Raw genomic sequence first — 26,543 nt, forward strand, 5'->3', positions numbered from 1 at the left:
TGTCATGTCGCACGCATCTGATTTGATCAGCGAGGACATCCTCGCCTATCTGGGCCAGCACGAACGCAAGGAAATGCTGCGCTTTCTTACCTGTGGCAACGTCGATGACGGCAAGAGCACGCTGATCGGGCGTCTGCTGCACGACTCCAAGATGATCTATGAAGATCACCTGGAAGCCATTACCCGTGATTCGAAGAAGTCCGGCACCACCGGCGATGACGTTGACCTGGCGTTGCTGGTCGACGGTCTGCAGGCTGAGCGTGAGCAGGGCATTACCATTGATGTCGCCTACCGCTATTTCTCCACGGCCAAGCGCAAGTTCATCATCGCCGACACCCCGGGCCACGAACAGTACACCCGCAACATGGCCACCGGTGCGTCCACCTGTGACCTGGCGATCATCCTGGTCGACGCCCGTTATGGCGTGCAGACCCAGACCCGTCGTCACAGCTACATCGCTTCGTTGCTGGGCATCAAGCATATCGTCGTCGCCATCAACAAGATGGACCTCAACGGTTTCGACGAGCAGGTATTTGAGTCGATCAAGGCTGATTACCTGAAGTTCGCCGACGGTATCGCCTTCAAGCCAAGCACCATGGCCTTCGTGCCGATGTCGGCGCTCAAGGGCGACAACGTCGTCAGCAAGAGCGAGCGCTCGCCGTGGTACAACGGCCAGTCGCTGATGGAGATCCTCGAGACCGTCGAGATCGCCAACGACCGCAACTACACCGATCTGCGTTTCCCGGTGCAGTACGTCAACCGTCCGAACCTGAACTTCCGCGGCTTCGCCGGCACCCTGGCCAGCGGCGTCGTGCACAAGGGCGATGAAATCGTCGTGCTGCCGTCGGGCAAGAGCAGCCGGGTCAAGTCCATCGTCACCTTCGAGGGTGAGCTGGAACACGCCGGCCCAGGCCAGGCCGTGACCCTGACCATGGAAGACGAGATCGATATCTCCCGTGGCGACCTGCTGGTGCATGCCGACAACGTCCCGCAAGTCAGCGACGCGTTCGACGCGATGCTGGTGTGGATGGCTGAAGAGCCGATGCTGCCGGGCAAGAAATACGACATCAAGCGTGCCACCAGCTATGTGCCGGGCTCCATTGCCAGCATTACTCACCGCGTTGATGTGAACACCCTGGAAGAAGGTCCGGCCAGTGCGTTGCAGCTCAACGAGATTGGTCGCGTCAAGATCAGCCTCGATGCGCCCATCGCGCTGGATGGCTATGACAGCAACCGTACGACCGGTGCCTTCATCGTCATTGATCGCTTGACCAACGGCACTGTGGCAGCGGGCATGATCATCGCCAAGCCGGTCAGCGCTGGTGGTGCCAGCCATCACGGCGAACTCGCCCACGTTTCGGTCGAGGAGCGCGCCCAGCGTTTCGGCCAGAAGCCGGCGACCGTGCTGTTCAGCGGCCTCTCGGGCGCGGGCAAGAGCACTCTGGCCTACGCGGTCGAGCGCAAGCTGTTCGATATGGGCCGTGCGGTCTACGTGCTCGACGGCCAGAACCTGCGTCACGACCTGAACAAAGGTCTGCCGCAGGACCGTGCCGGGCGTACCGAGAACTGGCGTCGCGCGGCTCACGTCGCCCGTCAGTTCAACGAAGCCGGCCTGCTCACCCTGGCCGCTTTCGTCGCCCCTGATGCCGCAGGCCGTGAAAACGCCAAGGGCCTGATCGGCAGCGATCGTCTGATCACCGTCTACGTCCAGGCCTCGCCGCAGGTCTGCCGTGAACGCGATCCACAGGGCCTGTACGCCGCCGACAAGGACAACATCCCCGGCGAGTCCTTCCCGTACGACGTGCCGCTGGATGCCGATCTGGTGATCGATACCCAGTCGCTGAACGTCGAGGAAGGCGTCAAGCAGGTGCTGGACTTGTTGCGCAGCCGTGGTGCGATCTAAGCGTTGAGGCAATAACGAAAAACCCACCTTGATCGGTGGGTTTTTTGTTTGGCTGTGAGCAGTGTGGGAGCGAGGCTTGCCCGCGAAGGCGGCAGGTCAGGCAACGGGTCTATTGTCTTGTAGATCGAATACTGTGGGAGCGAGTTCATTCGCGAATACGCCAGTATATCCGACGCATTTCTATCGTCTGTGATACCGCTTTCGCGAATGAATTCGCTCCCACAGATGTCTGCGACCTTTTGCAGGCATTAAAAAACCCGCCCTTGAGCAATCAGGGCGGGTTTTGTGTGTTGCGCATTAGCGCATCACTTCTTCAAGCCGTAATGCTCATCGAGCATGCCGGGGGAGTTGGGGGTCTTGGGGGCGTAGTCCTTTGGCGGCTCGGTGGTGCGCGGCGGCGTCAGGCGGTCGCGGGGCAGGGCGTTGGCTTCCGGGTGCAGGGCAGCCAGCAGGCGTTGGCGGGTCAATTCGTCCAGGGCCAGACGGTTGGCGCCCTCGGCGAGGTGTTCCTGAACGTCCTGATAGCTCTGGGACAGCTTCTGGACCAGATTGGCCGTACTGTTGAAGTGAGTGACCACCTCGTTCTGATAGGTATCGAAGCGCTCCTGCACATCATCCAGCTGACGCTGGGTGCTGCTGGGGGCGGCGTTGGGCAGCAGACGCGCCACGAAGAAACCGATGACAACACCGGCGACCAGGGCGATGGTCGGCAACAACCAAACTAAGAGCGAGTGTTCCACGAGTCCTTCCTCTATAAACGGCTTTGCTTTACGTTAACGGCTCGAACCTGCGCTGTATAGCCACGATGCGTCGTCGGCATGTCAGCTACAGACTTTTCCAGGCATTGCCTAGACGAGTCGATCCAATCCAAGGTCACGGAGTTCCATTCTGCTCATGCGCGAAACCCCAGTATTCATTGATGGCCCGGAAGGCCAGATCGAAGCTTTGTATCAGGATGCGACTGATGCCAAAGGCATTGCCCTGATTTGCCATCCTAACCCGATCCAGGGCGGCACCATGCTCAATAAAGTGGTGTCGACGCTGCAGCGTACCGCCCGCGATGCCGGTTTTATCACCCTGCGCTTCAATTACCGTGGCGTCGGCGCCAGTGCCGGGACCTCCGTGGCCGGCCCCGGCGAGATCGAAGATGCCGTGGCTGCGGCCAAATGGCTGCGCGCGCAACAGCCTGTGCTGCCGCTGACGCTGCTGGGCTTTTCCTTTGGTGGCTATGTGGCAGCCAACCTCGGCGGACGCCTTGAGGCGGCCGGTGAGCAGCTTGAGCACTTGTTCTTGATCGCTGCAGCAGCCTCGCGCCTGCAGGATCAGAGCGTGCTGCCGCAAAACTGCCCGATCACCCTGATCCAGCCGGAAAACGACGAAGTGATCGACCCCGAGATGGTTTACGCCTGGTCGGCGGCGCTGCCGCGTCCACATGAGCTGCTGAAAGTGGCAGAATGCGGACACTTTTTTCACGGCAAGCTGACCGATCTCAAGGATCTGGTCCTGCCGCGTCTCTCGAATTGAATGCAGCCCTGACAATAAGCGATCTGCCATGACCACTCGTATCCTGACCGGCATCACCACCACTGGCACGCCTCACTTGGGCAACTACGCGGGCGCGATTCGCCCGGCCATCGTCGCCAGCCGTCGCAGTGACGCCGACTCGTTCTACTTCCTGGCCGACTACCACGCCCTGATCAAATGCGATGACCCGCTGCGCATTCAGCGCTCGCGTCTGGAAATCGCTGCGACCTGGCTGGCTGCCGGTCTGGATGTAGAGCGCGTGACCTTCTATCGCCAGTCCGACATCCCGGAAATTCCCGAGCTGACCTGGCTGTTGACCTGCGTTGCCGCCAAGGGCCTGCTCAATCGTGCCCATGCCTACAAGGCCTCGGTGGACAAGAACGTCGAGACTGGCGAAGACCCGGATGCCGGCATCACCATGGGCCTGTACAGCTACCCAGTGCTGATGGCGGCGGACATCCTGATGTTCAATGCCCATCAGGTGCCGGTCGGCCGTGACCAGATCCAGCACGTGGAAATGGCCCGTGATATCGGCCAGCGCTTCAACCACCTGTTCGGTAAGGGGCGCGAGTTCTTCGTCATGCCTGAAGCGCTGATCGAGGAGAGCGTGGCGACCCTGCCGGGCCTGGACGGGCGCAAGATGTCCAAGAGCTACGACAACACCATCCCGTTGTTCAGCAGTGCCAAGGACATGAAGGACGCGATCTCGCGCATCGTTACTGACTCCCGCGCTCCGGGCGAAGCCAAGGATCCGGACAATTCGCACCTGTTCACCCTCTATCAGGCCTTCGCCAGCGCCGAGCAGAGCGCCGAATTCCGCGCCGACCTGTTGCAGGGCCTGGGTTGGGGCGAAGCCAAGAGCCGCCTGTTCAACCTGCTCGATGCTGACCTGAGCGAAGCGCGGGACAATTACTTGCGCCTGATCGAACGTCCGGCTGATCTGGAGGACATTCTTCAGGCCGGCGCAGAAAAAGCCCGCAAGGTCGCCACGCCGTTCCTCGGCGAGTTGCGCGAAGCGGTTGGCCTGCGGTCTTTCCGCAGTTCGGTGCAGAGCGCCGACAGTGGCAAGAAAAAAGCCGCCAAGGGCGCGCGTTTCGTCAGCTTCCGCGAAGACGGCCAGTTCCTGTTCCGTCTGTTGTCGGCTGAAGGCGAGCAACTGCTGCTGTCCCGTGGCTTTGCCGATGGCAAGAGCGCCGGTGCCGTCACCAAGGCTTTGCAGGCTGAAGCACAGGATTACGAGATCCGCGCCAATGGCGAAGGTTTCGATGTCTTCATCAAAGGCGATGACCTGGCCGTTGCCTCCACCCCGACATTTGCCGCGCAAAGTGAGCGCGAGGCCGCATTGACAGCCCTTCGTCTGGCGCTGCAGCCTAAAAGCGAATAATTCGCGGCTCGGCCCTTTGTCGGATTGCCATTCCATTGGGCCGTCGCTACAGTGACGGCCCGTTTTTGTTGCCTTGCTAACGAATATGACCCCCCTAGAACGATATCAAGCTGATCTGAAGCGTCCCGACTTCTTCCACGATGCCGCTCAGGAAACGGCGGTGCGCCATTTGCAACGCCTGTACGACGACCTGATCGTTGCGCACAACAGCAAGCCGGGCTTGTTCGGCAAGCTGTTCGGCAAGAAAGAAGTCACGCCGGTCAAGGGCCTGTACTTCTGGGGCGGCGTGGGCCGGGGCAAGACATACCTGGTCGACACCTTCTTCGAAGCGCTGCCTTTCGAAGAGAAAGTGCGTACTCACTTCCACCGCTTCATGAAGCGCGTGCACGAAGAGATGAAGACCCTGAAGGGTGAGCGCAACCCGCTGACCATCATCGCCAAGCGTTTCTCCGATGAAGCCCGGGTCATCTGTTTCGATGAATTCTTCGTCTCCGACATCACCGATGCCATGATCCTCGGCACCCTGATGGAAGAGCTATTCAAGAATGGTGTGACCCTGGTCGCGACGTCGAACATCGTGCCGGACGGCCTGTACAAGGACGGCCTGCAGCGTGCGCGGTTCCTGCCGGCCATCGCCCTGATCAAGCAGAACACCGATATCGTCAACGTCGACAGCGGCGTCGACTATCGCCTGCGTCACCTCGAGCAGGCCGAGCTGTTCCACTTCCCGCTCAACGAAGCGGCCGAAGAGAGCATGCGCAAGAGCTTCCGCGCCCTGACGCCGGAGTGCACCAAGGCCATCGAAAACGATGTGCTGATGATCGAGAATCGCGAGATTCGCGCCATACGCACTTGCGACGACGTCGCCTGGTTCGACTTCCGCGCCTTGTGCGACGGGCCGCGCAGTCAGAACGACTACATCGAACTGGGCAAGATCTTCCACGCCGTGCTGCTCAGCGGCGTCGAGCAGATGAGCGTCAGCACCGACGACATCGCCCGTCGCTTCATCAACATGGTCGACGAATTCTACGACCGCAACGTCAAGCTGATTATTTCGGCGCAAGTGGAACTCAAGGACCTGTACAGCGGCGGTCGCCTGAACTTCGAGTTCCAGCGCACCCTGAGCCGTTTGCTGGAAATGCAGTCCCACGAGTTTCTGGCGCGGCCGCATAGGCCCTAAGCTCTAAGCTCTAAGCCATCTGTTGTTTGTGGGAGCGAATTCATTCGCGAAGGCGCTATTTAAGACGACAAAAGTGTGTCGGCTGTACTGGCCTCTTCGCGAATGAATTCGCTCCCACAAATGGCTGCGGTGTCGCCCTGTATCCGTCAGGCGGCCTGCTGAAACTGCTGTCGATACTGGTTCGGTGACAGCTCGGTATGCTGGCGAAACAGCCGGGCGAAGAAGCTGGCGTCGTCGTAGCCCACTTCATAACTGATGGTCTTGATGCTCTTGCGCGTACCGGACAGCAGGCCCTTGGCAGTTTCGATGCGCAGGCGCTGCAGGTAGTGCAATGGCTTGTCGCCGGTGGCGGTCTGGAAGCGGCGCATGAAGTTGCGGATGCTCATGCCGTGTTCCCGAGCCACATCCTCGAAACGAAACTTGTCGGCGAAGTGCTCCTCCAGCCAGTGCTGGATCTGCAGGATGATCACGTCCTGATGCAGCTTCTGCCCACCAAAGCCCATCCTTCCCGGCGCGTAGTTGCGCTGCACTTCATAGAGGATGTCCCGGGCGACCGCCTGGGCCACGTTGGCGCCGCAGAAGCGTTCGATCAGGTAGATATACAGATCACAGGCTGACGTGGTGCCGCCTGCGCAGTAAAGGTTGTCGGCGTCGGTCAGGTGTTTTTCCTGATTGAGCAGTACTTTCGGGAAGCGCTGGGCGAATTCGTCGAAGAAGCGCCAGTAGGTGGTCGCCTCCTTGCCGTCGAGCAGGCCGGTCTGGGCCAGCCAGAACACACCGCTGGCTTCGCCGCAAAGCACCGCGCCACGGGCGTGTTGTTCGCGCAGCCAGGGCAGAATCTGCGGGTAGCGTTTGTTCAGGGCGTCGAAATCGTCCCAGAAGGCCGGTATGACGATGATGTCGGTGTTGCCCAGGTCGCCTTCGACCGGCATCACTACGTCGCTGAAACTGCGCACAGGAAGGCCGCCAGGGCTGACCAGGCGAGTCTCGAACGCAGGAACGCGACCTTGGCCGAGCTGACGGCTGTAGCGCAGGCTGGCCAGATGGAAAAAGTCCTTGGCCTGCATCAAAGTCGAGGCAAACACCCCGTCGATAGCCAGGATGCTGACACGCCGCAGGGGCGTGGTCGTTTGGATTGACATGATCTTTTGTTCTTATATGGGAAAGTGGTCAACTAGCGGCTGGATCGTCTTATTTTTTGGCGGATGTGTCCAGTGTCGATGTAGGCGGGGGATGATGGAGAAATCAGTGGGCGCGATTTGTGGGGTATTTGTGGGAGCGAATTCATTCGCGAAGGCGGTATTTCTGGCGATAAATGTGCATGAATTGTTATGCCCTCTTCGCGAATGAATTCGCTCCCACAGAATTCGCTTCTGGAAAACCGCACAACGTATAGGTTGTGCGGAGTCTGAGCTTACGGCGCCGGATTCGGCTGATCCTTGTGGATCGCTTCGATCGCCGCCAGGACGTCTTCGGACAGCACCAGCTCAGCGCTGGCCAGGTTGCTGTCCAGTTGCTCCAGGGTGGTGGCGCCGATGATGTTGCTGGTCACGAACGGCTGTTGGGTGACGAAGGCCAGGGCCATTTGCGCCGGGTCGAGGCCGAGTTCACGGGCCAGGGCGACGTAGCGGCTGCAGGCCGCTTCCGATTGCGGGTTGAAATAGCGGGTAAAGCGGCTGTAGAGGCTCAGGCGGCCCTTGGGTGGACGGGCGCCACCTTCGTATTTGCCCGAGAGCATGCCGAACGCCATCGGCGAATACGCCAGCAGACCGCATTGCTCGCGAATGGCGATTTCGGCCAGGCCGACTTCGAACGAGCGGTTGAGCAGGTTGTAGGGGTTCTGGATTGAAGCGACACGCGGCCAGCCGCGGCTTTCGGCCAGTTGCAGGAACTTCATGGTGCCCCACGGTGTTTCGTTGGACAGGCCGACGTGGCGGATCTTGCCGGCCCTGACCTGCTCATCCAGCGCTTCGAGGATTTCCTCGATCGGGGTGAAGTCTTCGTCCTTGTGGGTGTAGCCCAGCTTGCCGAAGAAGTTGGTGCTGCGCTCGGGCCAGTGCAACTGGTAGAGGTCCAGATAATCGGTCTGCAGGCGCTTGAGGCTGGCGTCCAGGGCGGCGACGATGTGCTCGCGGTTGTGCTTGAGGGTGCCGCCGCGAATGTAGTCGATGCCGTTGCCGGGGCCGGCGATCTTGCTGGCCAGGATCCAGTCGGCGCGATCCTTGTTGTGCTTGAACCAGTTGCCGATGATTCGTTCGGTACTGGCGTAGGTTTCAGCCTTGGGTGGGACCGGATACATCTCCGCCGTGTCGAGGAAATTGATACCGGCTGACTTTGCACGTTCGATCTGGGCAAAGGCCTCGGCCTCGCTGTTTTGCTCGCCCCAGGTCATGGTGCCGAGGCAGATTGCACTGACATTAAGGTCGGTTCTGCCCAGTTGGCGGTAGTCCATTTGGATCTCCTTTGAAAGAGAACCATAAAAGCAGGTTGAAATTTTTTTCGCAATCTGCATAATTCCGCGTCTCTTTGTCGCGGGAGTGATGCCCTGCGACTCAAGATACCGCTGCGATCGAACGCGCTGACCCGAGCCCCCTATAGCGTTCGTGCCCGGCGGCCTTTGACTTGTCAAAGACCGTACTTATGAGTATGCTCCGCCGTCTATTTTTCAGGGCGGCCCTTGAGGCTATAAAGTAATGAAAACTTATACCGCTAAACCGGAAACAGTAAAGCGCGACTGGTTCGTCGTCGACGCTGCTGGTCAGACCCTGGGTCGTCTGGCCACCGAAATCGCGAGCCGTCTGCGTGGCAAGCACAAACCGGAATACACTCCGCACGTTGACACCGGCGACTACATCGTCGTTATCAATGCTGAGCAGATCCGTGTTACCGGTGCCAAGACCACCGACAAGATCTACTACTCTCACTCCGGTTTTCCGGGCGGGATCAAGTCGATCAACTTTGAAAAGCTGATCGACAAAGCTCCTGAGCGCGTGATCGAGACCGCGGTAAAAGGCATGCTGCCTAAGAACCCGCTGGGTCGCGACATGTATCGTAAGCTGAAAGTCTATGCGGGCGCTGCACACCCTCATACTGCTCAGCAGCCCCAAGAACTGAAGTTTTAACGGAATAGTTCATTATGTCGGCGACTCAAAATTACGGCACTGGCCGTCGCAAGACTGCAACCGCACGCGTTTTCCTGCGTCCGGGCACTGGCAACATCTCCATCAACAACCGCTCGCTGGATAACTTCTTCGGCCGCGAAACTGCCCGCATGGTAGTTCGTCAGCCACTGGAGTTGACCGAGACTGTTGAGAAATTCGACATCTACGTTACCGTCATCGGCGGCGGTGTAAGTGGTCAAGCTGGCGCAATCCGCCACGGTATCACTCGCGCTCTGATGCAATACGACGAGACTCTGCGCGGCGCACTGCGTAAAGCAGGCTACGTCACTCGTGATGCTCGTGAAGTTGAACGTAAGAAAGTCGGTCTGCGTAAAGCGCGTAAGCGTCCGCAGTACTCGAAGCGTTAATTCGCTTCTTCGTTCAAAAAAGAACGCCCAGCCTCTTCGGAGCTGGGCGTTTTTTTATGCCTGCCTTTTGTACGTCTATTATTGCAGGGTGCCGCGTGTGACAACGTGACTCATCGGTGCGGGCCCCGGAATACAAGGGTTTTAGCGTTTGCATTGATCTATGTCCCTTGTTTGTGCAGGGTTATCTCACTACCATTCGGCAGAATTTTTTTTACGCTAAATCTTTAGTTAAGTAGACGCCTGATTTAACAGGCCACAAAGCTGATGGGAGAGGACGGAATGAGCAAAGACGGCGTGAATGCAGGCCGACGCCGCTTCCTCGTGGCAGCCACCTCGGTGGTTGGCGCGGCGGGAGCGGTGGGGGCTGCGGTCCCGTTCGTAGGGTCATGGTTTCCCAGTGCCAAGGCGAAAGCTGCGGGCGCACCGGTAAAGGTGAATATCAGCAAGGTTGAACCAGGGCAGCAGATGATTGCTGAATGGCGGGGCCAGCCGGTTTTCATTGTTCGCCGCACACCGGAAATTCTGAGCAATCTTGGCAAGCTCACGGGTCAGCTTTCCGACCCGGAATCCAAGAGTTCTGTTCAGCCTGCCTACGTTGACCCGGTAGTACGTTCCATCAAACCAGAGATTCTTCTGCTGATCGGCATCTGCACCCACCTGGGCTGCTCGCCGACCTTTCGTCCGGAAGTTGCTCCCGCCGATTTGGGCAAGGATTGGGTAGGGGGGTATTTCTGCCCTTGCCACGGCTCCCACTACGACCTGGCCGGCCGAGTCTACAAATCCCAGCCTGCCCCCCTGAACCTGCCAGTGCCGCCGCATTCCTATGAGTCGGACAATATTATTGTCATTGGCGTCGATAAGGAGAACGCGTAATGAGCAAGTTCATGGATTGGGTGGACGCCCGCTTCCCCGCCACCAAAATGTGGGAAGACCACCTCAGCAAGTATTACGCGCCGAAAAACTTCAATTTCTTCTATTTCTTCGGCTCCCTGGCCCTGCTGGTGCTGGTCAATCAGATCGTTACCGGTATCTGGCTGACCATGAGCTACACACCGTCGGCCGAAGAGGCTTTTGCGTCCGTCGAATACATCATGCGTGACGTCGAGTACGGCTCGATCCTGCGCCTGCTGCACTCTACGGGAGCGTCAGCGTTCTTTATCGTCGTCTACCTGCATATGTTCCGCGGCCTGCTCTATGGCTCGTACCAGAAGCCGCGTGAGCTGGTGTGGATCTTCGGCATGCTGATCTACCTGGCGCTGATGGCCGAGGCCTTCATGGGTTATCTGCTGCCTTGGGGCCAGATGTCCTACTGGGGGGCGCAGGTGATCATCTCGCTGTTCGGTGCCATTCCGGTGATAGGCGGTGACCTGACCCAGTGGATTCGCGGTGACTACCTGATCTCCGGCATCACCCTGAACCGCTTCTTCGCCTTGCATGTGATTGCCCTGCCAATCGTGGTTCTTGGCCTGGTGGTACTGCATATCCTGGCGCTGCATGAAGTCGGTTCGAACAACCCTGATGGCGTCGATATCAAGAAGTACAAGGACGAAAACGGCATCCCGCTGGATGGCATTCCGTTCCACCCGTACTACACCGTGAAAGACATTGTCGGCGTAGTCGTGTTTCTGTTCATTTTCTGCTCGATTGTGTTTTTCTTCCCGGAAATGGGCGGCTACTTCCTCGAAAAACCCAACTTCGAAGTGGCTAACGCATTCAAGACACCGGAGCATATCGCCCCCGTCTGGTACTTCACGCCGTTCTACGCAATCCTGCGCGCCATCCCTGACAAACTCATGGGCGTCATGGCGATGGGCGCTTCGATTGCGGTGCTATTCGTGCTGCCGTGGCTCGATCGTAGCCCGGTCAAATCCATGCGCTACAAGGGCTGGCTGAGCAAGATCTGGCTGCTGCTGTTCTGCGTCGCCTTTGTGATTCTCGGGGTCCTCGGGGTTCTGCCGCCGACCCCGGAACGTACCCTGGTCTCGCAGATCTGCACCTTCCTTTATTTCGCCTACTTCATTCTGATGCCGTTCTACACCCGGCTCGAGAAGACCAAACCGGTTCCAGAAAGGGTGACTGGCTGATGAAAAAGCTCTTTGCTGTGTTGATTCTTGCTGCTCTGCCCATGTTGTCTTTCGCCGCCGAGCATGGTGGCCCGGAGCTGGAAAAGGTCGATATCGATGTCTCGGACAAGGCCGCCATGCAGGATGGTGCGCGGACCTTTGCCAACTACTGCATGGGCTGTCATAGCGCCAAGTTCCAGCGCTATGAGCGGGTTGCCGATGACCTGGGGATTCCCCATGACGTCATGCTCGACAAGCTGGTGTTCACTGGCGCCAAGATCGGCGACCACATGAGCATCGGCATGCAGCCGGCTGACGCCAAAGCCTGGTTCGGCGCTGCGCCGCCTGATCTGACCCTGGTGGCGCGAGTGCGTGGCACTGACTGGCTGTATGGCTACCTGCGTTCGTTCTATGAAGATCCGTCGCGGCCATGGGGTGTGAACAACAAGGTCTTCCCTAACGTCGGCATGCCCAACGTGCTGGCGGGCCTGCAAGGCCGTCAGGTGGTCGGTTGCAAGCAGGTTCAGGTGGTGGACGACGGCAAGAAACAATATGACCCGTTGACCGGTGCGCCACTGACTCACGAGTCCTGTGACCAACTGACCATCGTGCCGAAAAGTGGCAGCCTGACTGAGGAGCAGTTCGACGAGAAGGTCAAGAATCTGGTGACTTTCCTCGCTTACTCGGCCAATCCGGTCAAGCTTGAGCACCAGCGCATCGGTACCTACGTGCTGTTGTATCTGGCCTTCTTCTTCGTCTTCGCCTACTTGCTCAAGCGCGAATACTGGAAGGATGTGCACTGATAAAACGCTGAATCTGTTGTCTGCAAATGCGCCCCAGGGCGCCTCTTTCAGGTAGCGATTGCGGGGCGAGTATAGTGGTGATCACAAGATTGCGAATTTACTTGCGGTAAATGAGCTATCTTGTCGGCCGCGATGACTACACGCCTTGGCGCAGTCGTTATCGGGAGGCGTCCTTTGGGGCGTTTTCGTGTCCGTATATCCGATAAATTCAACAAGCGAGGAGGATCGCCATGGGCGTGACCAACCGGTTGGCCTGTTACTCCGACCCCGCCGACCACTATTCCCATCGCGTGCGCATCGTGCTCGCCGAGAAAGGTGTCAGCGCCGAGATCATTGATGTGGAGGCGGGCCGTCATCCGCCTAAATTGATCGAGGTGAATCCGTATGGCAGCGTGCCCACCCTGGTCGATCGTGATCTGGCGTTGTACGAGTCGACGGTCGTGATGGAATACCTGGATGAGCGTTATCCGCACCCACCGCTGTTGCCGGTTTATCCGGTGGCGCGTGCCAACAGCCGTTTGCTGATCCATCGGATCCAGCGCGACTGGTGTGGGCTTGTGGACCTGATTCTGAATCCGCGCAGTAAAGAGTCCGAACGTGTGCAGGCCCGCAAGGAGCTGCGCGAAAGTCTGACCGGTGTTTCGCCACTGTTCCAGGAAAAGGCTTTTTTCCTCAGTGACGAGCAAAGTCTGGTCGATTGCTGTCTATTACCCATACTCTGGCGTTTGCCCATCCTGGGTATCGAGTTGCCACGGCCGGCAAAGCCGTTGCTTGACTATATGGAGCGCCAATTTGCACGGGAGGCATTCCAGGCAAGTCTGTCTGGTGTCGAACGTGACATGCGCTAAGGCTTAAGGAGCCGTTGATGAACTCCAGTCGCCCTTATCTGATTCGTGCTCTTTATGAGTGGATCGTCGATAACGATTGCACCCCGCATATGCTGGTCAATGCGGAATACCCATCGGTTCAGGTCCCACAGGGCTTTGCCAATGATGGTCAGATTGTCCTGAACGTTTCGCCCAGCGCGGTGCGTCATCTGCACATGGATAACGAGGCTGTGAGCTTCGAGGGTCGCTTCGGTGGTGTGCCGCACACCCTGTACGTGCCCACCGGTTCCATCCTGGGGATTTATGCCCGGGAGAATGGCCAGGGCATGGTCTTCGATCTGGAGCCGCCCATGGGCGATGAGGATGACGAGATCGATATCGATGACTCGACGCCGCCCGATGATGAGCCTCCGCGCCCATCCGGCAGGCCGAGCCTGAAGGTAGTGAAATAAAAAAGGCGACCTTCGGGTCGCCTTTTTTTTCTGCTGGCCCAGTTTTTTGTGGGGCTTTTTGTGGGAGCGAAAGCAGTATTTCAAACAAGACGATGCGTCGAATGCTCTGGCCTCTTCGCGAATGAATTCGCTCCCACTTTGCCTGCCATCATTGATCAATCGATATATTCAAACAGCTTGACGATCTTCTGCACGCCGGACACGCCCTGCACCAGTGCCGTGGCCTGGTTGGCTTCTGCCTGAGTCACCAGGCCGAGCAGGTAGACGATACCGTTTTCGGTTACGACCTTGATGCGCGAGCCGGGAATGCTGGCGTCGGTGAGCATCTGGCTCTTGATCTTGGTGGTCAGCCAGGCGTCGTTGTTGCGTGCCAGCAGGGAGGAGGGCTCCAGCACCTGCAGCTCGTTGTTGACCTTCTTCACTCGCTGGACCTGACCGGCAGCCTGTTCAGCCAGAGTCTTGAGGTCGGCGCGTGGCGTCTGGCCCGCAAGCAGGACGATGCCGTTGTAGCTGCTCACGACAATATGCGAGTTCTGATCCAGGTCAGGGCTGGCCTTGGCCACATTGACCGCCACCTTGGTTTCGATCAGTGAGTCGTCGATCTTGCTGCCCAGCGTACGGGTGCCACGGTCATCCTCGATGGGAGACTCGCGGGTCGCAGTAATAACCGAGCTGCATCCGCTGATACCCAGGCATAGCGTCAGGGCCAGCAGGCTAAGGCGATTAGGGGTCATTCTTCACTCCCGAACAGTTGGCTGTCGATCAGATCGCAAAGGCAATGGATCGCCAGCAGATGGACTTCTTGAATTCGTGCAGTGACCTTGGCCGGTACGCGGATTTCCACGTCCTCAGGCAACAGCAGGGACGCCATGTCGCCACCATCGCGACCGGTCAATGCTACGACAATCATTTCGCGATCATGTGCGGCCTGGATCGCTTGAATAATGTTGGCCGAGTTACCGCTGGTGGAAATGGCCAGCAGGACGTCGCCGGGCTGGCCCAGGGCGCGGATCTGCTTGGAGAACACTTCGTTGTAGCTGTAGTCGTTGGCAATCGAGGTAATGGTCGAGCTGTCGGTGGTCAGGGCAATGGCCGGCAGGCTCGGGCGCTCGCGCTCGAAGCGGTTTAGCAGCTCCGAGGAAAAGTGCTGGGCGTCACCGGCCGATCCGCCATTGCCGCATGACAGCATTTTGCCCTCGTTGAGCAGGGCATTGACCATGACCTGGCTGGCCTGCTCGATATAGGGGGCAAGGACTTCCATGGCCTGCTGCTTGGTGTCGATGCTGGCCTGGAAAAGCTGGCGAATTCGGGATTGCATGTCCATCTGGGTGACCTTAAGTAGAAGCTGCGGCCGATTGGGGAGCGTTCTGAAGATTCAGCGGCTTCCCGGCACAGAACTGTGCAGCCCGCATAGCAAAGAGCAAAATCGGTATCTGGGTAGTGTCTGGTGCCGCGCTGTGGAACGTTGTATCAACTGTCGAAGGCGTTTTTAAGCCAGTGCAGCGGAGCGTCGGGACCAGGATCACCCTCGATCGCCACCACGTCGAAACGACAGGGGTGCTGGTTCCAGCGCGATTCTTTCTGTAAAAAAAATTGTGCGGCAAGGATGAGCTTTTCCTGTTTGCGCCGATCCACGCTTTCTCGCGCGCCGCCCCAGCCTGCGTGGCGTCGGTAGCGAACTTCGACGAATACTACTGTATCGCCGTCGAGCATGACCAGATCGAGCTCACCTCGTTTGCACGACCAGTTTTGCGTGATCGTCTGCAAACCCTGTTGCTGTAAATACAGCAGGGCGAAAGTTTCAGCTTCTCGCCCTGCGGTCCTGCGGGTATTGCCTGTCATCAAGGAGCAGTGTTCGGCAGGCGCTGGATCTTGCCATCGACGAACTTGGCCCACGGCAACTGGCGCTCTACGCGGCGGCTAGGGTTCAGGCTGAGGCTGCCGGACAGGCCTTCAATGCGGCTGTCAGGCAAGGCCTTGAGCTGATCAAGGCGCGGAGCCAGGCGCCAGGCGTCGACACCCATGGCATACAGGCGGCCAAGCGGGCCGGCGGCTTGCGGCCATTGGGCGATGACCTGAGCGCGCAGTGGGTCTTCGGCGTTGAGCAGCCAAGGTGTTTCGCAGAACATCACGCCATTGAGGTCGGCGTACTGGGCCTGGTCGTTGCTATTGGTGAACAGATGCGAGGTGGCATAGACCGGAACATCACCGGCGTACTGGAAGACCATGGTCGGTTTGATCTGTTGAGCCTGTTGCGGTGTGGCGGCGAGGAACATGAAATCGATGTCCTGACGACGCGACGGCTGTGCGGCCATGGCGGCACCGGTGGTGCTCTGCAGGCGCTGAGCGCGGCCTTCACTGTTGCGCAGCTGGAATAGCTCGGCGATTTGTCCGGCCAGTGCGACCGGCTGATCGACGTGTTCGGCAGCGATCATCTTGCCGCCCTTGGCTTGCCAGCTCTGACGGAATGCGTCGAGAACGCGATCACCCCATTCACCTTTCGGCACCATTGCCACAGCGCTGCGCTTGCCATCGGCCCAGGCGCGACGGGCAACTTCACGGGCTTCGTCTTCGGCGGCGAGGCCGAACTGGAAGAGCTGCGGCGGGCCGTCAGTGTTGGAGTCGCTGTAGTTCAGCGCCAGGGTGGTGATCGGCAGGCTTGGGCGGCTGGCGAGTTGCTTGACCAGCGGTTTTTCCAGTGGGCCGACGACGAGTTGCACGCCTGCGGCCTTGGCCTGGCGGTAGAACTCGTCAACGTTATTGATGCGCGAGCTGTCGAAAACCTGGATGGCTGGCGGCTTCTGCCCGGCCTGTTCGGCCTGGAAGTGCGCAGCCATGAAGCCGTCACGCAGCGCTTTGGCGACCGAAGCCAACGAGCCTTCCTGCGGCAGCAGCAGGGCGATCTTGGTGATAGGTTCGCTGGTCAGGGCGCGCAGTTGCGCCAGGGTAGTCGGCAGTTGCTGCGCAGCGGGGTGCTTCGGATGTTGGGCTTTCCAGGTATCGATAGCGGCCTGTTGCTGCTCCAGGGTGCCGGCCTGCTTGACGCTGCGAGCCAGGCTCAACCAGCCGCCGAGGTCGTCGTCGGCAGTGCTTTGCAGCTGATCCAGTGGCAGTGCGGCAACCGAAGCCCAGATGGCATCGTTATTGGCGGCCAATGGCTGGCCTTGCAATAGCGGGCCGGTCATGACGCGCTCACGAATGGCCGCCATGCTCTGGCCATTGGCTTCAAAGGTGCGGGCCATGGTCATGTGGGTGCGAATCTGCTGTTCAACCGGCAGTTCGGCCAGGCGTTGCAGGCTCGGATGGCTCAAGGCTGCCAATGCCGCCTGGGGCTGATTGCGGCCCAGCGCCAGTTCTGCGGCCAGGGTGCTGGCGAAGATCTGTTGTGCGGGCTTGAGCTGATCCAGTGGCACCTGGGCCAGGATCTGCGCGGCGCGACCGGGATTGTTTTGCTGGTTGGACAGGTCGGCGGCGCTCAGTCTGAGCAGTGCGGCCTGTTCCGGAGTCTTGGCTGTCGAGGCCTGGTCGAGCAATTGCTCGATGCTGGCGTCCGGGGTGCGAGGCAGTTCACCAAGGCTGGACGAAGGCGAACCGGCACAAGCTACCAACAGGGCAGCGAGGCAGAGGGCAGATAACAGCCGCAAGCTAGCGATCATGTATATGTTCCTGATACTCGAGCAAATTAGCGGGGAATTGTACCCAAGCACTGGCCGGGGCGCGACGTTGGTGGCGTTTAAAGCGGTGATATAAGTCGCAGACTTGGATTTGACCGAGCAATTGCGCAGGTTTTCTTTTGTTTCAAGTGAAGATAATGCGTTTCAATCATGTTCTTGCTCCTTGTTATGGCCCGCATGTCCTTGTATCGGCAGCTTAGCCTGTACAATGGCTTTCTTTTTTAAATGCATGGCTACAGCTATTGAGGTGGCGTTTTGACTGCTACAGGTGCTTTGAATTCCACGACCGGTTCGCTTTATGTGGTGGCGACGCCCATCGGCAATCTGGATGACATGAGCGTTCGGGCCCTGAAGGTACTGCGCGAGGTGGCCTTGATCGCTGCTGAAGATACCCGGCACTCGTTACGGTTGATGCAACACTTTGGTATCCCGACGCCGTTGGCGGCCTGCCATGAGCACAACGAACGGGACGAGGGCAGCCGCTTTATCGCGCGTCTGCTGGCGGGGGATAACGTCGCGCTGATTTCCGATGCCGGTACGCCGTTGATTTCCGACCCCGGCTATCACCTGGTGCGTCAGGCGCGGGCGGCGGGGATTCCTGTGGTGCCGGTGCCGGGTGCCTGCGCCCTGATCGCTGCGCTCTCGGCGGCCGGCCTGCCATCGGACCGCTTCATTTTCGAGGGCTTCCTGCCTGCCAAGGCAGTGGGGCGTCGCGCTCGTCTGGAATTGCTCAAGGAAGAACCGCGCACGCTGATCTTCTATGAGGCGCCGCATCGCATTCTTGAGTGTCTGCAGGATCTGGAAGAAGTCTTCGGCGGCGAGCGTGCGGCGGTGCTGGGTCGCGAGCTGACCAAGACCTTCGAGACGCTCAAGGGGCTGCCGCTGGCCGAACTGCGTGCCTTTGTTGAGGGCGACAGCAATCAGCAACGCGGCGAGTGCGTGGTGTTGGTCGCGGGTTGGACGGAGCCGGAAGGCGAAGATGTCATCGGCACCGAAGCGCGGCGCATTCTCGATCTGCTGCTTGAGGAAATGCCCCTCAAGCGCGCGGCGGCATTGGCGGCGCAGATTACTGGCGTACGCAAGAATCTGCTCTACCAGGTTGCCCTGGACAAGCAAAAGCCCGAGTAAGTCGCTGTAACGAAACGGTAATGGACGGAGTAAAAGCTTGTCCTGAAGCCTTGGTGTCGATAACCTTGGCGGTGGAGAGTCGATTGGACAGTCGCTGCCCCTTTTGGTTCGCCATTTAGGGGGGGAGGAAAGTCCGGGCTCCATAGGGCAGAGTGCCAGGTAACGCCTGGGAGGCGCGAGCCTACGGAAAGTGCCACAGAAAATAACCGCCTAAGCGCTTCGGCGCCGGTAAGGGTGAAAAGGTGCGGTAAGAGCGCACCGCACGTCTGGTAACAGTTCGTGGCTAGGCAAACCCCACTCGGAGCAAGACCAAATAGGGTTCCTAGGCGTGGCCCGCGCTGGAACCGGGTAGGTTGCTAAAGACGTCCAGTGATGGCCGTCGTAGAGGAATGACTGTCCTCGACAGAACCCGGCTTACAGATCGACTCTCCACCTTTCCCCTCTTTCTGTTTTTCGCAAGCAGAAGCGCTCGTCGGTAATACCGAAAAAATCTTATATGTGACAAATCACTTTAACTTCGACACGTAGCTTTCTGAGCTGTCGCGAGTTTATCTGGCAAAACCTCACCTAAATTCTCTTCCGTCATCCGAAACCGCTGCTAAATCTCCGTTCTGTAAGGGTTTTCCTTAGGACGGCGCCTTGACGGTGTGGTGGACGCATTCCTATAGTGTGCGCAAGTGGCAGAAAGTGGCATGAAGTGGGTTTTTTCAGCGCAAATAGTTAGAATTCGGAGAATGCGCCGTGTTTCGTGGTGCCAACGCAATCAATCTCGACGCCAAGGGACGTCTCGCTATGCCGAGCCGGTACCGCGACGAGCTCGATTCGCGCAGTGGTGGCCAGTTGATAGTGACTATTGACGCTGTAGACCCTTGCTTATGCCTTTACCCACTTTCCGAGTGGGAACTGATCGAAGCCAAATTGCGCGAACTGGCAACTTTTCGCGAAGAGAACCGCCGCTTGCAGCGACTCTTGATCGGCAATGCCGTCGACCTGGAGCTGGATGGCAGCGGTCGTTTTGTTGTTCCTCCGCGTTTGCGCGACTACGCCAAGCTGGATAAGCGCGTGATGTTGGTGGGGCAACTGAACAAGTTTCAATTGTGGGACGAGGACGCCTGGAACGCTCTTGCTGATGCGGATCTTGCGGCCATTCAAAAACCTGGCGCGATGCCTGATGAACTGCGTGATCTGATTCTGTGACTATAAATAGCGGCTTTACCCACATCACCGTATTGCTCGACGAGGCTGTAGAGGCTCTCGCGGTGCGTTCTGGTGGCTGCTATCTGGATGGCACGTTCGGGCGCGGCGGGCATAGCCGGTTGATACTCCAGCATTTGGGCCCTGATGGCAGGTTGCTAGGGTTCGACAAGGATCCTCAAGCGATTGCCACCGGGCAAGCGCTAGCGGCCGAAGACGGCCGCTTTGTCATTGTGCAGCGCAGCTTTGCCGAGCTGGGCAGCGAGCTGCAAACCCGCGGTCTTGAAGGTAAGGTCGGCGGCATTCTGCTGGACCTGGGCGTGTCGTCGCCGCAACTGGACGACCCTGAGCGCGGCTTCAGCTTCATGAACGACGGCCCTCTGGATATGCGCATGGACCCGAGCCGGGGCATGAGTGCCGCCGAGTTCATCGCCACCGCGCCTGTTGAAGAAATCGCCCGTGTCTTCAAGGAATACGGCGAAGAGCGTTTTGCCAAGCGCATGGCCGGTGCTGTCGTGGCGCGCCGCGCAGTGCAGCCGTTCGAGCGCACTGGCGATCTGGCCGAAGTGCTCAAGGTTGCCAACCCTGCCTGGGAAAAGGGCAAGAACCCGGCGACCCGTGCGTTCCAGGGCCTGCGTATTCACGTCAACAACGAACTGGGCGATCTGGAAGCCGGTCTTGAAGCTGCCCTGGAGGCCCTGGAGGTCGGTGGCCGCCTGGTAGTCATCAGCTTCCATTCGCTGGAAGACCGTATCGTCAAACTGTTCATGCGCAAGCTGGTCAAGGGCGAGGCGGACAACATGCCGCGCAACCTGCCGATCCAGCACAAGGTGTTCGAACCGAAGATCCGTCTGGTCGGCAAGGCGCAGTTCGCTTCCGATGAAGAGACCCGTGCCAACCCGCGTTCGCGCAGCGCTGTCATGCGTGTGGCGGAGAAGCTCCGATGAGTCGGCTGTTTCTCAAGCCTTTGCCAACCGGCAGCTTTATCATGCTGCTGTTGTTTATTGCCGTTCTGGTGTCGGCAATCGGCGTTTCCTACAGCGCCCACTGGAACCGGCAACTGCTCAACTCCCTCTATTCCGAACTCAGCGTGCGCGACAAGGCGCAGGCCGAGTGGGGCCGGTTGATCCTCGAGCAGAGCACCTGGACCGCCCACAGTCGTATCGAACAACTGGCTACTGATCAGTTGAAGATGCGCATTCCCAATGCGGCCGATATCCGGATGGTCGCACCATGATGAAGCTGGAAGGGGCACTCTACCCGTGGCGCTTCCGCGTCGTGGTGGGCCTGCTCACCATCATGGTTGCTGCGATTTCCTGGCGGATCATCGACCTGCAGGTCGTCGACCACACCTTCCTCAAGGAACAGGGTGATGCGCGCAGCGTGCGGCACATTCCGATTCCGGCGCACCGTGGCTTGATCACTGACCGCAACGGCGAGCCTCTTGCCGTCAGTACGCCGGTGACTACCCTGTGGGCCAACCCCAAGGAAATGCAGGCGGACAAAACCAAGTGGCCGGCTCTCGCTGCCGCCCTGGGCCAAGACGTGAAGAGCCTGACCGAGCGTCTTGATAGCCAGGCCAACAAAGAATTCATCTATCTGGTTCGCGGCCTGACCCCGGAGCAGGGCCAGTCGGTCGTCGACTTGAAAGTACCGGGCGTCTACGCCATTGAAGAATTCCGCCGCTTCTATCCGGCCGGTGACGTGACCGCCCATATGGTTGGCTTCACCGACCTGGATGACCACGGCCGGGAAGGGGTCGAGCTTGCCTACGATGACTGGCTGGCCGGGGTCCCCGGTCGACGACAGGTTATCAAGGACCGAAAGGGACGCCTTATCAAGGATGTCCAGGTCACTAAAAACGCCAAGGCCGGGAAGACCTTGGCTTTGTCTATTGATCTGCGCCTGCAATATCTGGCCACTCGTGAATTACGCAACGCCATCATCGAGAATGATGCGAAGGCGGGAAGTCTGGTGATCATGGATGTGAAGACCGGTGAAGTCCTTGCCATGGTCAATCAGCCCACCTACAACCCGAACAATCGGCGCACCATGGTCCCTGCGGCCATGCGTAACCGCGCGATCATCGACGTGTTCGAGCCCGGTTCGACCATGAAGCCGATCTCCATGACCGCCGCGCTGGACAGCGGCCGCTGGAAGCCGAGCGACAAGGTCGAGGTGTACCCCGGTACTCTGCAGATCGGCAAATACACCATCCGCGACGTGACCAAGACCGAAGGTCCGGTTCTCGACCTGACCGGCATCCTGATCAACTCCAGTAACGTGGGGATGAGCAAGGTGGCTTTCGACGTCGGTGGCGAGGCGATTTTCCGCGCCATGCAGCGCGTTGGTCTGGGTCAGTACACCGGTCTGGGGTTCCCCGGCGAGCGTGTGGGCAACCTGCCTAACTACCGCGAGTGGCGCAAGGCAGAAACCGCAACCCTGTCCTACGGCTACGGTTTGTCGGTAACGGCCCTGCAACTGGTGCACGCCTATGCGGCGCTGGCTAACAATGGCCGGATCGTGCCGTTGACCATCCTCAAGTCCGATGCGCCACCGACAGCGATGCAGGCGATTCCGGAAGCAACCGCCAAGACTCTGCAAGGTATGTTGCAACAGGTGATCGAAGACCCGCGCGGCGTCTATCGAGCCCGTGTTCCGTCGTATCACGTTGCTGGCAAGAGTGGTACTGCACGTAAGACGTCTGTCGGCACCAAGGGTTATGAAGAGAATGCCTACCGCTCGCTGTTCGCTGGCTTCGGGCCGATGAGCAATCCGCGCTACGCCATCGTGGTCGTGATCGATGAGCCGAGCAAAGGCGGTTACTTCGGTGGTCTGGTTTCTGCTCCGGTGTTCAGCAAAGTGATGTCCGGCACCCTGCGCTTGATGAACGTCACGCCGGACAACCTGGCAGCCCAGCCGCAGGAAACGGCCAATGCTGTGCCGGTTCCTGTCAAAGGAGGACGTGGCTGATGTCGCTTAATTTGAACAAGCTGTTTCCCCATGCCGAGCGCGATCTGTTGATTCGCGAGCTGGCACTCGACAGCCGCAAGGTGCGCGCCGGTGATCTGTTCCTGGCAGTCCCCGGTGGCAAGGTCGATGGTCGTGAACATATCGCCGATGCCCTGAACCGTGGCGCTGCCGCCGTGGCCTACGAGGCGGCGGGCGCGACTGTACTGCCGATCACCGATGTACCGTTGATCCCGGTAAAAAGCCTGGCGGCTCAGTTGTCCGCCGTGGCCGGGCGCTTCTACGGCGATCCGAGCCGCAGCCTGAATCTGGTCGGCGTTACCGGCACCAATGGCAAGACCAGCGTTACCCAGCTTGTGGCTCAGGCCCTTGATCTGCTCGGCCAGCCTTGCGGCTTGCTCGGCACCTTGGGCAGCGGTTTCCATGGCGCCCTGCAGAGCGGCATGCTGACCACGCCCGACGCCATTTCGGTACAGGCCACACTTTCTGAATTGAAGAAAGCCGGTGCTCGCGCCGTAGCCATGGAAGTGTCTTCCCATGGCCTGGATCAGGGGCGTGTAGCGGCCCTGGCCTTCGATGTTGCAGTGCTGACCAACCTGTCCCGGGACCACCTGGATTACCACGGCACCATGCAGGCCTATGGCGATGCCAAGGCGAAACTGTTTGCCTGGCCGAACCTGGCCTGCCGGGTCATCAACCTGGACGACGAGTTCGGTCGCCGCCTGGCTGACGAAGAGCATGAGTCGCGGTTGATCACCTACAGCCTGCTGGATTCTGCCGCTTCTCTTTATTGCCGCGATGCGCAGTTCGACGATGATGGTGTGCGCGCCACGCTGGTAACCCGTCATGGCGAGCATTTCCTGCGCAGTACGCTGCTCGGGCGCTTCAACCTGAGCAACGTGCTGGCCGCAGTCGGCGCCTTGTTGGGCATGGATTACGCCCTGGATGAAATTCTTGCGGTGCTTCCGAAGCTGGAAGGCCCGGCGGGCCGCATTCAGCGTCTGGGTGGCGGCGCGAAGCCACTGGTTGTGGTCGATTACGCCCACACCCCCGATGCCCTGGAAAAAGTTCTCGAAGCCTTGCGTCCCCATGCCAAAGGCCAGTTGCTGTGCCTGTTCGGCTGTGGTGGCGACCGTGATCGCGGCAAGCGTCCGTTGATGGCCGAAGTCGCCGAGCGTCTGGCTGATGGCGTGCTGGTCACCGATGACAACCCGCGCAGTGAAGTACCGACGGCAATCTTCGACGATATCCGCCCCGGCTTCCTCGCTGTGGATAAAGTGCGTTTTGTCGAGGGCCGTGGTCAGGCTATCGCCGAGCTGATCGCCGCTGCCAATGCTGGCGATGTGCTGGTCTTGGCGGGCAAAGGTCACGAGGACTATCAAGAAATCAATGGCCAGCGCCATGCGTTCTCCGATCTGGAAGAAGCGGCCAAGGCCCTGGCGGCGTGGGAGGTGGCTCATGCTTAAGCCACTGTTCCTGCACGAACTGCTCACACCTCTGGATGCCCGGCTGATTGGCGACGATTGCAGCTTCGATAGCGTCAGCATCGACAGCCGCTCGATAAAGCCAGGTCAATTGTTCGTAGCCCTGACCGGTCCGCGTTTCGACGGTCATGATTACCTGGAGCAGGTCTGCGACAGCGGCGCCGTGGCAGCTCTGGTCGAGCGCGAAATTGCCGATGCACCGTTGGCGCAACTGGTTGTTCAGGATACCCGCAAGGCCCTGGCCCAGATGGGCGCGCTGAGTCGCAATGCCTTTATCGACCGGCCAGTGGCTGCGGTCACCGGTTCCAGCGGCAAGACCACGGTCAAGGAGATGCTTGCCAGCATCCTGCGCACTCGCGGTCCGGTCCTGGCTACCCGTGGCAATCTCAACAATGAGTTGGGTGTGCCGCTGACGCTGCTGGATCTGAACACCGACTATGCCGCTGCCGTGATCGAATTGGGCGCCTCGCGGGTCGGTGAAATTGCCTTTACCGTCAGCCTGACTCAGCCTCATGTGGCGATCATCACCAACGCCGGGACCGCCCATGTCGGCGAGTTCGGCGGCCCGGACAAGATTGTCGAGGCCAAGGGCGAGATTATCGAAGGGCTCAATGCCACCGGCACCGCTGTGCTCAACCTGGACGACAAGGCTTTCCCGATCTGGAAGGCCCGTGCAGGCGGTCGGCCGTTGCTGAGTTTCTCCCTGAATAACCCGGCGGCCGACCTGTATGCCAGTGATCTGCATGTGGATCCGCGCGGCTGCCCGGCCTTTACCCTGCATAGCCCTGATGGCTCGGCGGCGGTGCAACTGAATCTGCTCGGCACTCACAACGTGACCAATGCCATGGCCGCCGCCGCTGCCGCGAGCGCCCTGGGCGTGAGCCTGAGCGGCATCGTTGAAGGCCTGAACAGTGTGCAGCCGGTCAAGGGCCGCACTGTGGCCCAGCTGTCGAGCAAAGGGCTGCGGGTCATCGATGACACCTATAACGCCAACCCGACTTCGGTGAACGCCGCCGTCGATATCCTCGCCGGTTTTGCCGGGCGTACCGTACTGGTACTGGGTGATATCGGTGAGCTGGGCGACTGGGCCGAACAGGGTCATCACGATGTCGGCGCCTATGCCGCCGGCAAAGTCTCGGCGTTGTACGCCGTTGGTCCGTTGATGGTTCACGCCGTGCGCGCCTTCGGCGAGCATGCGCGCCATTTTGCCAATCAGGCTGACCTGATTGCTGCTCTGGATGCCGAGCAGGACACTCAAACAACCATTTTGATCAAGGGTTCGCGCAGCGCAGCAATGGAAAACGTCGTTGCTGCCTTGTGCGCTACCAGCCTGGAGAAACATTAATGCTGCTGCTGTTGGCCGAGTATCTACAACAGTTCTACAAAGGCTTTGCGGTCTTTCAGTACCTGACTCTGCGCGGGATTCTCGGCGTGCTGACGGCACTGTCGCTGTCGCTGTGCCTGGGGCCATGGATGATTCGCGCCCTGCAGAATCGGCAGATCGGTCAATCCGTGCGCAACGATGGGCCGCAGTCGCACTTGTCCAAATCCGGCACGCCGACCATGGGTGGCGCGCTGATCCTGTCGGCCATCGGCATCAGTACCCTGTTGTGGGCTGACCTGAGCAACCGTTATGTTTGGGTCGTGCTGGCCGTGACCCTGCTGTTCGGTGCGATTGGCTGGGTTGACGACTATCGCAAGGTGATCGAGAAGAACTCCAAGGGCCTGCCAAGCCGCTGGAAGTACTTCTGGCAGTCGGTGTTCGGCCTGTGCGCGGCGATCTTCCTTTATATGACTGCGCAATCGCCGGTGGAAACCACCCTGCTGATCCCGATGCTCAAGGATGTCGGTATCCCTCTGGGTGCCGGCTTCATTGTCCTGACCTATTTCGTCATCGTCGGCTCCAGTAACGCGGTCAACCTGACCGACGGTCTCGACGGCCTGGCCATCATGCCCACGGTCATGGTCGGCGGCGCACTGGGGATCTTCGCCTACCTGTCGGGTAACGTGAAATTCGCCGAATACCTGCTGATTCCTTATGTACCGGGCGCCGGTGAGCTGATCGTGTTCTGCGGCGCGCTGATCGGTGCGGGCCTGGGCTTCCTCTGGTTCAACACCTATCCGGCCCAGGTCTTCATGGGTGACGTCGGTGCCCTGGCACTGGGCGCCGCACTGGGCACCATCGCCGTGATTGTTCGTCAGGAAATCGTCCTGTTCATCATGGGCGGTGTGTTCGTGATGGAGACCCTGTCAGTGGTGATTCAGGTTGCGTCCTTTAAGCTGACCGGTCGCCGTGTTTTCCGCATGGCGCCCATCCATCACCACTTTGAACTCAAGGGCTGGCCCGAGCCACGCGTGATCGTCCGTTTCTGGATCATCACCGTGATTCTCGTATTGGTCGGCCTTGCCACGCTGAAGTTGAGGTAGA

General features: G+C 59.4%; 26 protein-coding genes and 1 other RNA gene. 20 read left to right on the plus strand and 7 right to left on the minus strand.

Annotation, left to right across the window (positions count from 1 at the left end; all coding sequences use genetic code 11):
- Window positions 1-4 precede the first annotated feature (4 nt).
- The gene (gene cysN, locus M2401_RS00465; protein WP_259098332.1) at window positions 5-1,903 is read left to right on the plus strand and encodes a sulfate adenylyltransferase subunit CysN; all 1,899 of its coding nucleotides are present in this window, start codon (window positions 5-7) and stop codon (window positions 1,901-1,903) included.
- Window positions 1,904-2,208: 305 nt separating this feature from the next.
- Here cysN and M2401_RS00470 read toward each other — a convergent pair whose 3' ends face one another.
- Complete coding sequence (locus M2401_RS00470) at window positions 2,209-2,643, minus strand: YhcB family protein (protein WP_259098334.1); 435 nt, start codon at window positions 2,641-2,643, stop codon at window positions 2,209-2,211.
- A 154-nt stretch (window positions 2,644-2,797) separates the two neighbouring features.
- Here M2401_RS00470 and M2401_RS00475 point away from each other — a divergent pair, with 154 nt between their 5' ends.
- The 3 genes from M2401_RS00475 to zapE all read left to right on the plus strand — a co-directional run bounded on the left by M2401_RS00475 (window position 2,798) and on the right by zapE (window position 5,991).
- Window positions 2,798-3,427, plus strand: coding sequence for an alpha/beta hydrolase (locus tag M2401_RS00475; protein WP_259098336.1), 630 nt, complete (start codon window positions 2,798-2,800; stop codon window positions 3,425-3,427).
- A gap of 28 nt (window positions 3,428-3,455) precedes the next feature.
- The gene (locus M2401_RS00480) at window positions 3,456-4,811 is read left to right on the plus strand and encodes a tryptophan--tRNA ligase (RefSeq protein ID WP_259098338.1); all 1,356 of its coding nucleotides are present in this window, start codon (window positions 3,456-3,458) and stop codon (window positions 4,809-4,811) included.
- An 85-nt stretch (window positions 4,812-4,896) separates the two neighbouring features.
- A complete protein-coding gene (zapE, locus tag M2401_RS00485) occupies window positions 4,897-5,991 on the plus strand; it encodes a cell division protein ZapE (protein ID WP_259098341.1) in 1,095 nt (364 codons plus the stop codon).
- Window positions 5,992-6,137: 146 nt separating this feature from the next.
- Here the strand turns inward: zapE and M2401_RS00490 are convergent, their stop codons facing one another.
- Window positions 6,138-7,034: a GlxA family transcriptional regulator gene (locus tag M2401_RS00490; protein ID WP_259099819.1), complete on the minus strand. Its 897-nt coding sequence runs from the start codon at window positions 7,032-7,034 to the stop codon at window positions 6,138-6,140.
- Between the two features lie 371 nt (window positions 7,035-7,405).
- Complete coding sequence (locus M2401_RS00495; RefSeq protein WP_259098343.1) at window positions 7,406-8,443, minus strand: NADP(H)-dependent aldo-keto reductase; 1,038 nt, start codon at window positions 8,441-8,443, stop codon at window positions 7,406-7,408.
- Window positions 8,444-8,684: 241 nt separating this feature from the next.
- On the opposite strand from M2401_RS00495, the gene rplM reads away from it, so the two are divergent.
- The 7 genes from rplM to M2401_RS00530 all read left to right on the plus strand — a co-directional run bounded on the left by rplM (window position 8,685) and on the right by M2401_RS00530 (window position 13,665).
- Window positions 8,685-9,113, plus strand: a complete 429-nt coding sequence (rplM, locus tag M2401_RS00500) for a 50S ribosomal protein L13 (RefSeq protein WP_259098345.1) — start codon at window positions 8,685-8,687, stop codon at window positions 9,111-9,113.
- 14 nt (window positions 9,114-9,127) lie between these two features.
- On the plus strand, window positions 9,128-9,520 hold the full coding sequence (gene rpsI / locus M2401_RS00505; protein WP_259098346.1) for a 30S ribosomal protein S9: 393 nt from the start codon (window positions 9,128-9,130) through the stop codon (window positions 9,518-9,520).
- 279 nt (window positions 9,521-9,799) lie between these two features.
- Complete coding sequence (gene petA / locus M2401_RS00510) at window positions 9,800-10,393, plus strand: ubiquinol-cytochrome c reductase iron-sulfur subunit (RefSeq protein WP_259098348.1); 594 nt, start codon at window positions 9,800-9,802, stop codon at window positions 10,391-10,393.
- The gene (locus M2401_RS00515) at window positions 10,393-11,604 is read left to right on the plus strand and encodes a cytochrome bc complex cytochrome b subunit (protein WP_259098349.1); all 1,212 of its coding nucleotides are present in this window, start codon (window positions 10,393-10,395) and stop codon (window positions 11,602-11,604) included. The genes petA and M2401_RS00515 overlap by 1 nt, the downstream gene beginning before the upstream one ends.
- Entirely contained in the window at window positions 11,604-12,386 is a 783-nt protein-coding gene (locus tag M2401_RS00520) for a cytochrome c1 (RefSeq protein WP_259098351.1), read from the plus strand. The genes M2401_RS00515 and M2401_RS00520 overlap by 1 nt, the downstream gene beginning before the upstream one ends.
- A gap of 230 nt (window positions 12,387-12,616) precedes the next feature.
- Complete coding sequence (locus M2401_RS00525) at window positions 12,617-13,234, plus strand: glutathione S-transferase N-terminal domain-containing protein (RefSeq protein WP_259098353.1); 618 nt, start codon at window positions 12,617-12,619, stop codon at window positions 13,232-13,234.
- Window positions 13,235-13,251: 17 nt separating this feature from the next.
- Window positions 13,252-13,665 carry a ClpXP protease specificity-enhancing factor gene (locus M2401_RS00530; protein WP_259098354.1) on the plus strand — a complete coding sequence of 138 codons (414 nt, stop codon included), beginning with the start codon at window positions 13,252-13,254 and terminating at the stop codon, window positions 13,663-13,665.
- A 155-nt stretch (window positions 13,666-13,820) separates the two neighbouring features.
- On the opposite strand, the gene M2401_RS00535 is transcribed toward M2401_RS00530, so the two are convergent.
- The 4 genes from M2401_RS00535 to M2401_RS00550 form a co-directional block, all read right to left on the minus strand.
- The gene (locus M2401_RS00535; protein WP_259098357.1) at window positions 13,821-14,399 is read right to left on the minus strand and encodes a BON domain-containing protein; all 579 of its coding nucleotides are present in this window, start codon (window positions 14,397-14,399) and stop codon (window positions 13,821-13,823) included.
- Window positions 14,396-14,989 carry a phosphoheptose isomerase gene (locus M2401_RS00540; protein ID WP_259098358.1) on the minus strand — a complete coding sequence of 198 codons (594 nt, stop codon included), beginning with the start codon at window positions 14,987-14,989 and terminating at the stop codon, window positions 14,396-14,398. The genes M2401_RS00535 and M2401_RS00540 overlap by 4 nt, the downstream gene beginning before the upstream one ends.
- 146 nt (window positions 14,990-15,135) lie before the next feature.
- Window positions 15,136-15,507 (minus strand): YraN family protein, encoded by a 372-nt coding sequence (locus M2401_RS00545; protein WP_259098359.1) that lies wholly within the window; start codon window positions 15,505-15,507, stop codon window positions 15,136-15,138.
- A complete protein-coding gene (locus M2401_RS00550; RefSeq protein ID WP_259098361.1) occupies window positions 15,507-17,321 on the minus strand; it encodes a penicillin-binding protein activator in 1,815 nt (604 codons plus the stop codon). The genes M2401_RS00545 and M2401_RS00550 overlap by 1 nt, the downstream gene beginning before the upstream one ends.
- Before the next feature lie 291 nt (window positions 17,322-17,612).
- Here M2401_RS00550 and rsmI point away from each other — a divergent pair, with 291 nt between their 5' ends.
- From rsmI to mraY, 9 genes are all read left to right on the plus strand, one after another.
- Window positions 17,613-18,467 (plus strand): 16S rRNA (cytidine(1402)-2'-O)-methyltransferase, encoded by an 855-nt coding sequence (gene rsmI, locus M2401_RS00555; RefSeq protein ID WP_259099821.1) that lies wholly within the window; start codon window positions 17,613-17,615, stop codon window positions 18,465-18,467.
- Window positions 18,468-18,542: 75 nt separating this feature from the next.
- An RNA gene (gene rnpB / locus M2401_RS00560) (RNase P RNA component class A) lies at window positions 18,543-18,900 on the plus strand.
- 308 nt (window positions 18,901-19,208) lie between these two features.
- On the plus strand, window positions 19,209-19,664 hold the full coding sequence (gene mraZ / locus M2401_RS00565; protein WP_259098363.1) for a division/cell wall cluster transcriptional repressor MraZ: 456 nt from the start codon (window positions 19,209-19,211) through the stop codon (window positions 19,662-19,664).
- The gene (gene rsmH, locus M2401_RS00570) at window positions 19,661-20,608 is read left to right on the plus strand and encodes a 16S rRNA (cytosine(1402)-N(4))-methyltransferase RsmH (RefSeq protein ID WP_409033859.1); all 948 of its coding nucleotides are present in this window, start codon (window positions 19,661-19,663) and stop codon (window positions 20,606-20,608) included. The genes mraZ and rsmH overlap by 4 nt, the downstream gene beginning before the upstream one ends.
- Entirely contained in the window at window positions 20,605-20,898 is a 294-nt protein-coding gene (gene ftsL / locus M2401_RS00575; protein WP_259098364.1) for a cell division protein FtsL, read from the plus strand. The genes rsmH and ftsL overlap by 4 nt, the downstream gene beginning before the upstream one ends.
- On the plus strand, window positions 20,898-22,634 hold the full coding sequence (locus tag M2401_RS00580) for a penicillin-binding protein 2 (RefSeq protein WP_259099825.1): 1,737 nt from the start codon (window positions 20,898-20,900) through the stop codon (window positions 22,632-22,634). The genes ftsL and M2401_RS00580 overlap by 1 nt, the downstream gene beginning before the upstream one ends.
- Window positions 22,634-24,097, plus strand: coding sequence for a UDP-N-acetylmuramoyl-L-alanyl-D-glutamate--2,6-diaminopimelate ligase (locus M2401_RS00585; protein WP_259098366.1), 1,464 nt, complete (start codon window positions 22,634-22,636; stop codon window positions 24,095-24,097). Before M2401_RS00580 ends, M2401_RS00585 begins: the two co-directional genes overlap by 1 nt.
- Window positions 24,090-25,460 (plus strand): UDP-N-acetylmuramoyl-tripeptide--D-alanyl-D-alanine ligase, encoded by a 1,371-nt coding sequence (murF, locus tag M2401_RS00590; protein WP_259098368.1) that lies wholly within the window; start codon window positions 24,090-24,092, stop codon window positions 25,458-25,460. Before M2401_RS00585 ends, murF begins: the two co-directional genes overlap by 8 nt.
- On the plus strand, window positions 25,460-26,542 hold the full coding sequence (gene mraY, locus M2401_RS00595) for a phospho-N-acetylmuramoyl-pentapeptide-transferase (protein WP_259098369.1): 1,083 nt from the start codon (window positions 25,460-25,462) through the stop codon (window positions 26,540-26,542). Before murF ends, mraY begins: the two co-directional genes overlap by 1 nt.
- Window position 26,543: the final 1 nt, after the last annotated feature.

This window comes from Pseudomonas sp. JUb42 (genome assembly GCF_024807945.1).
GTDB lineage: Bacteria > Pseudomonadota > Gammaproteobacteria > Pseudomonadales > Pseudomonadaceae > Aquipseudomonas.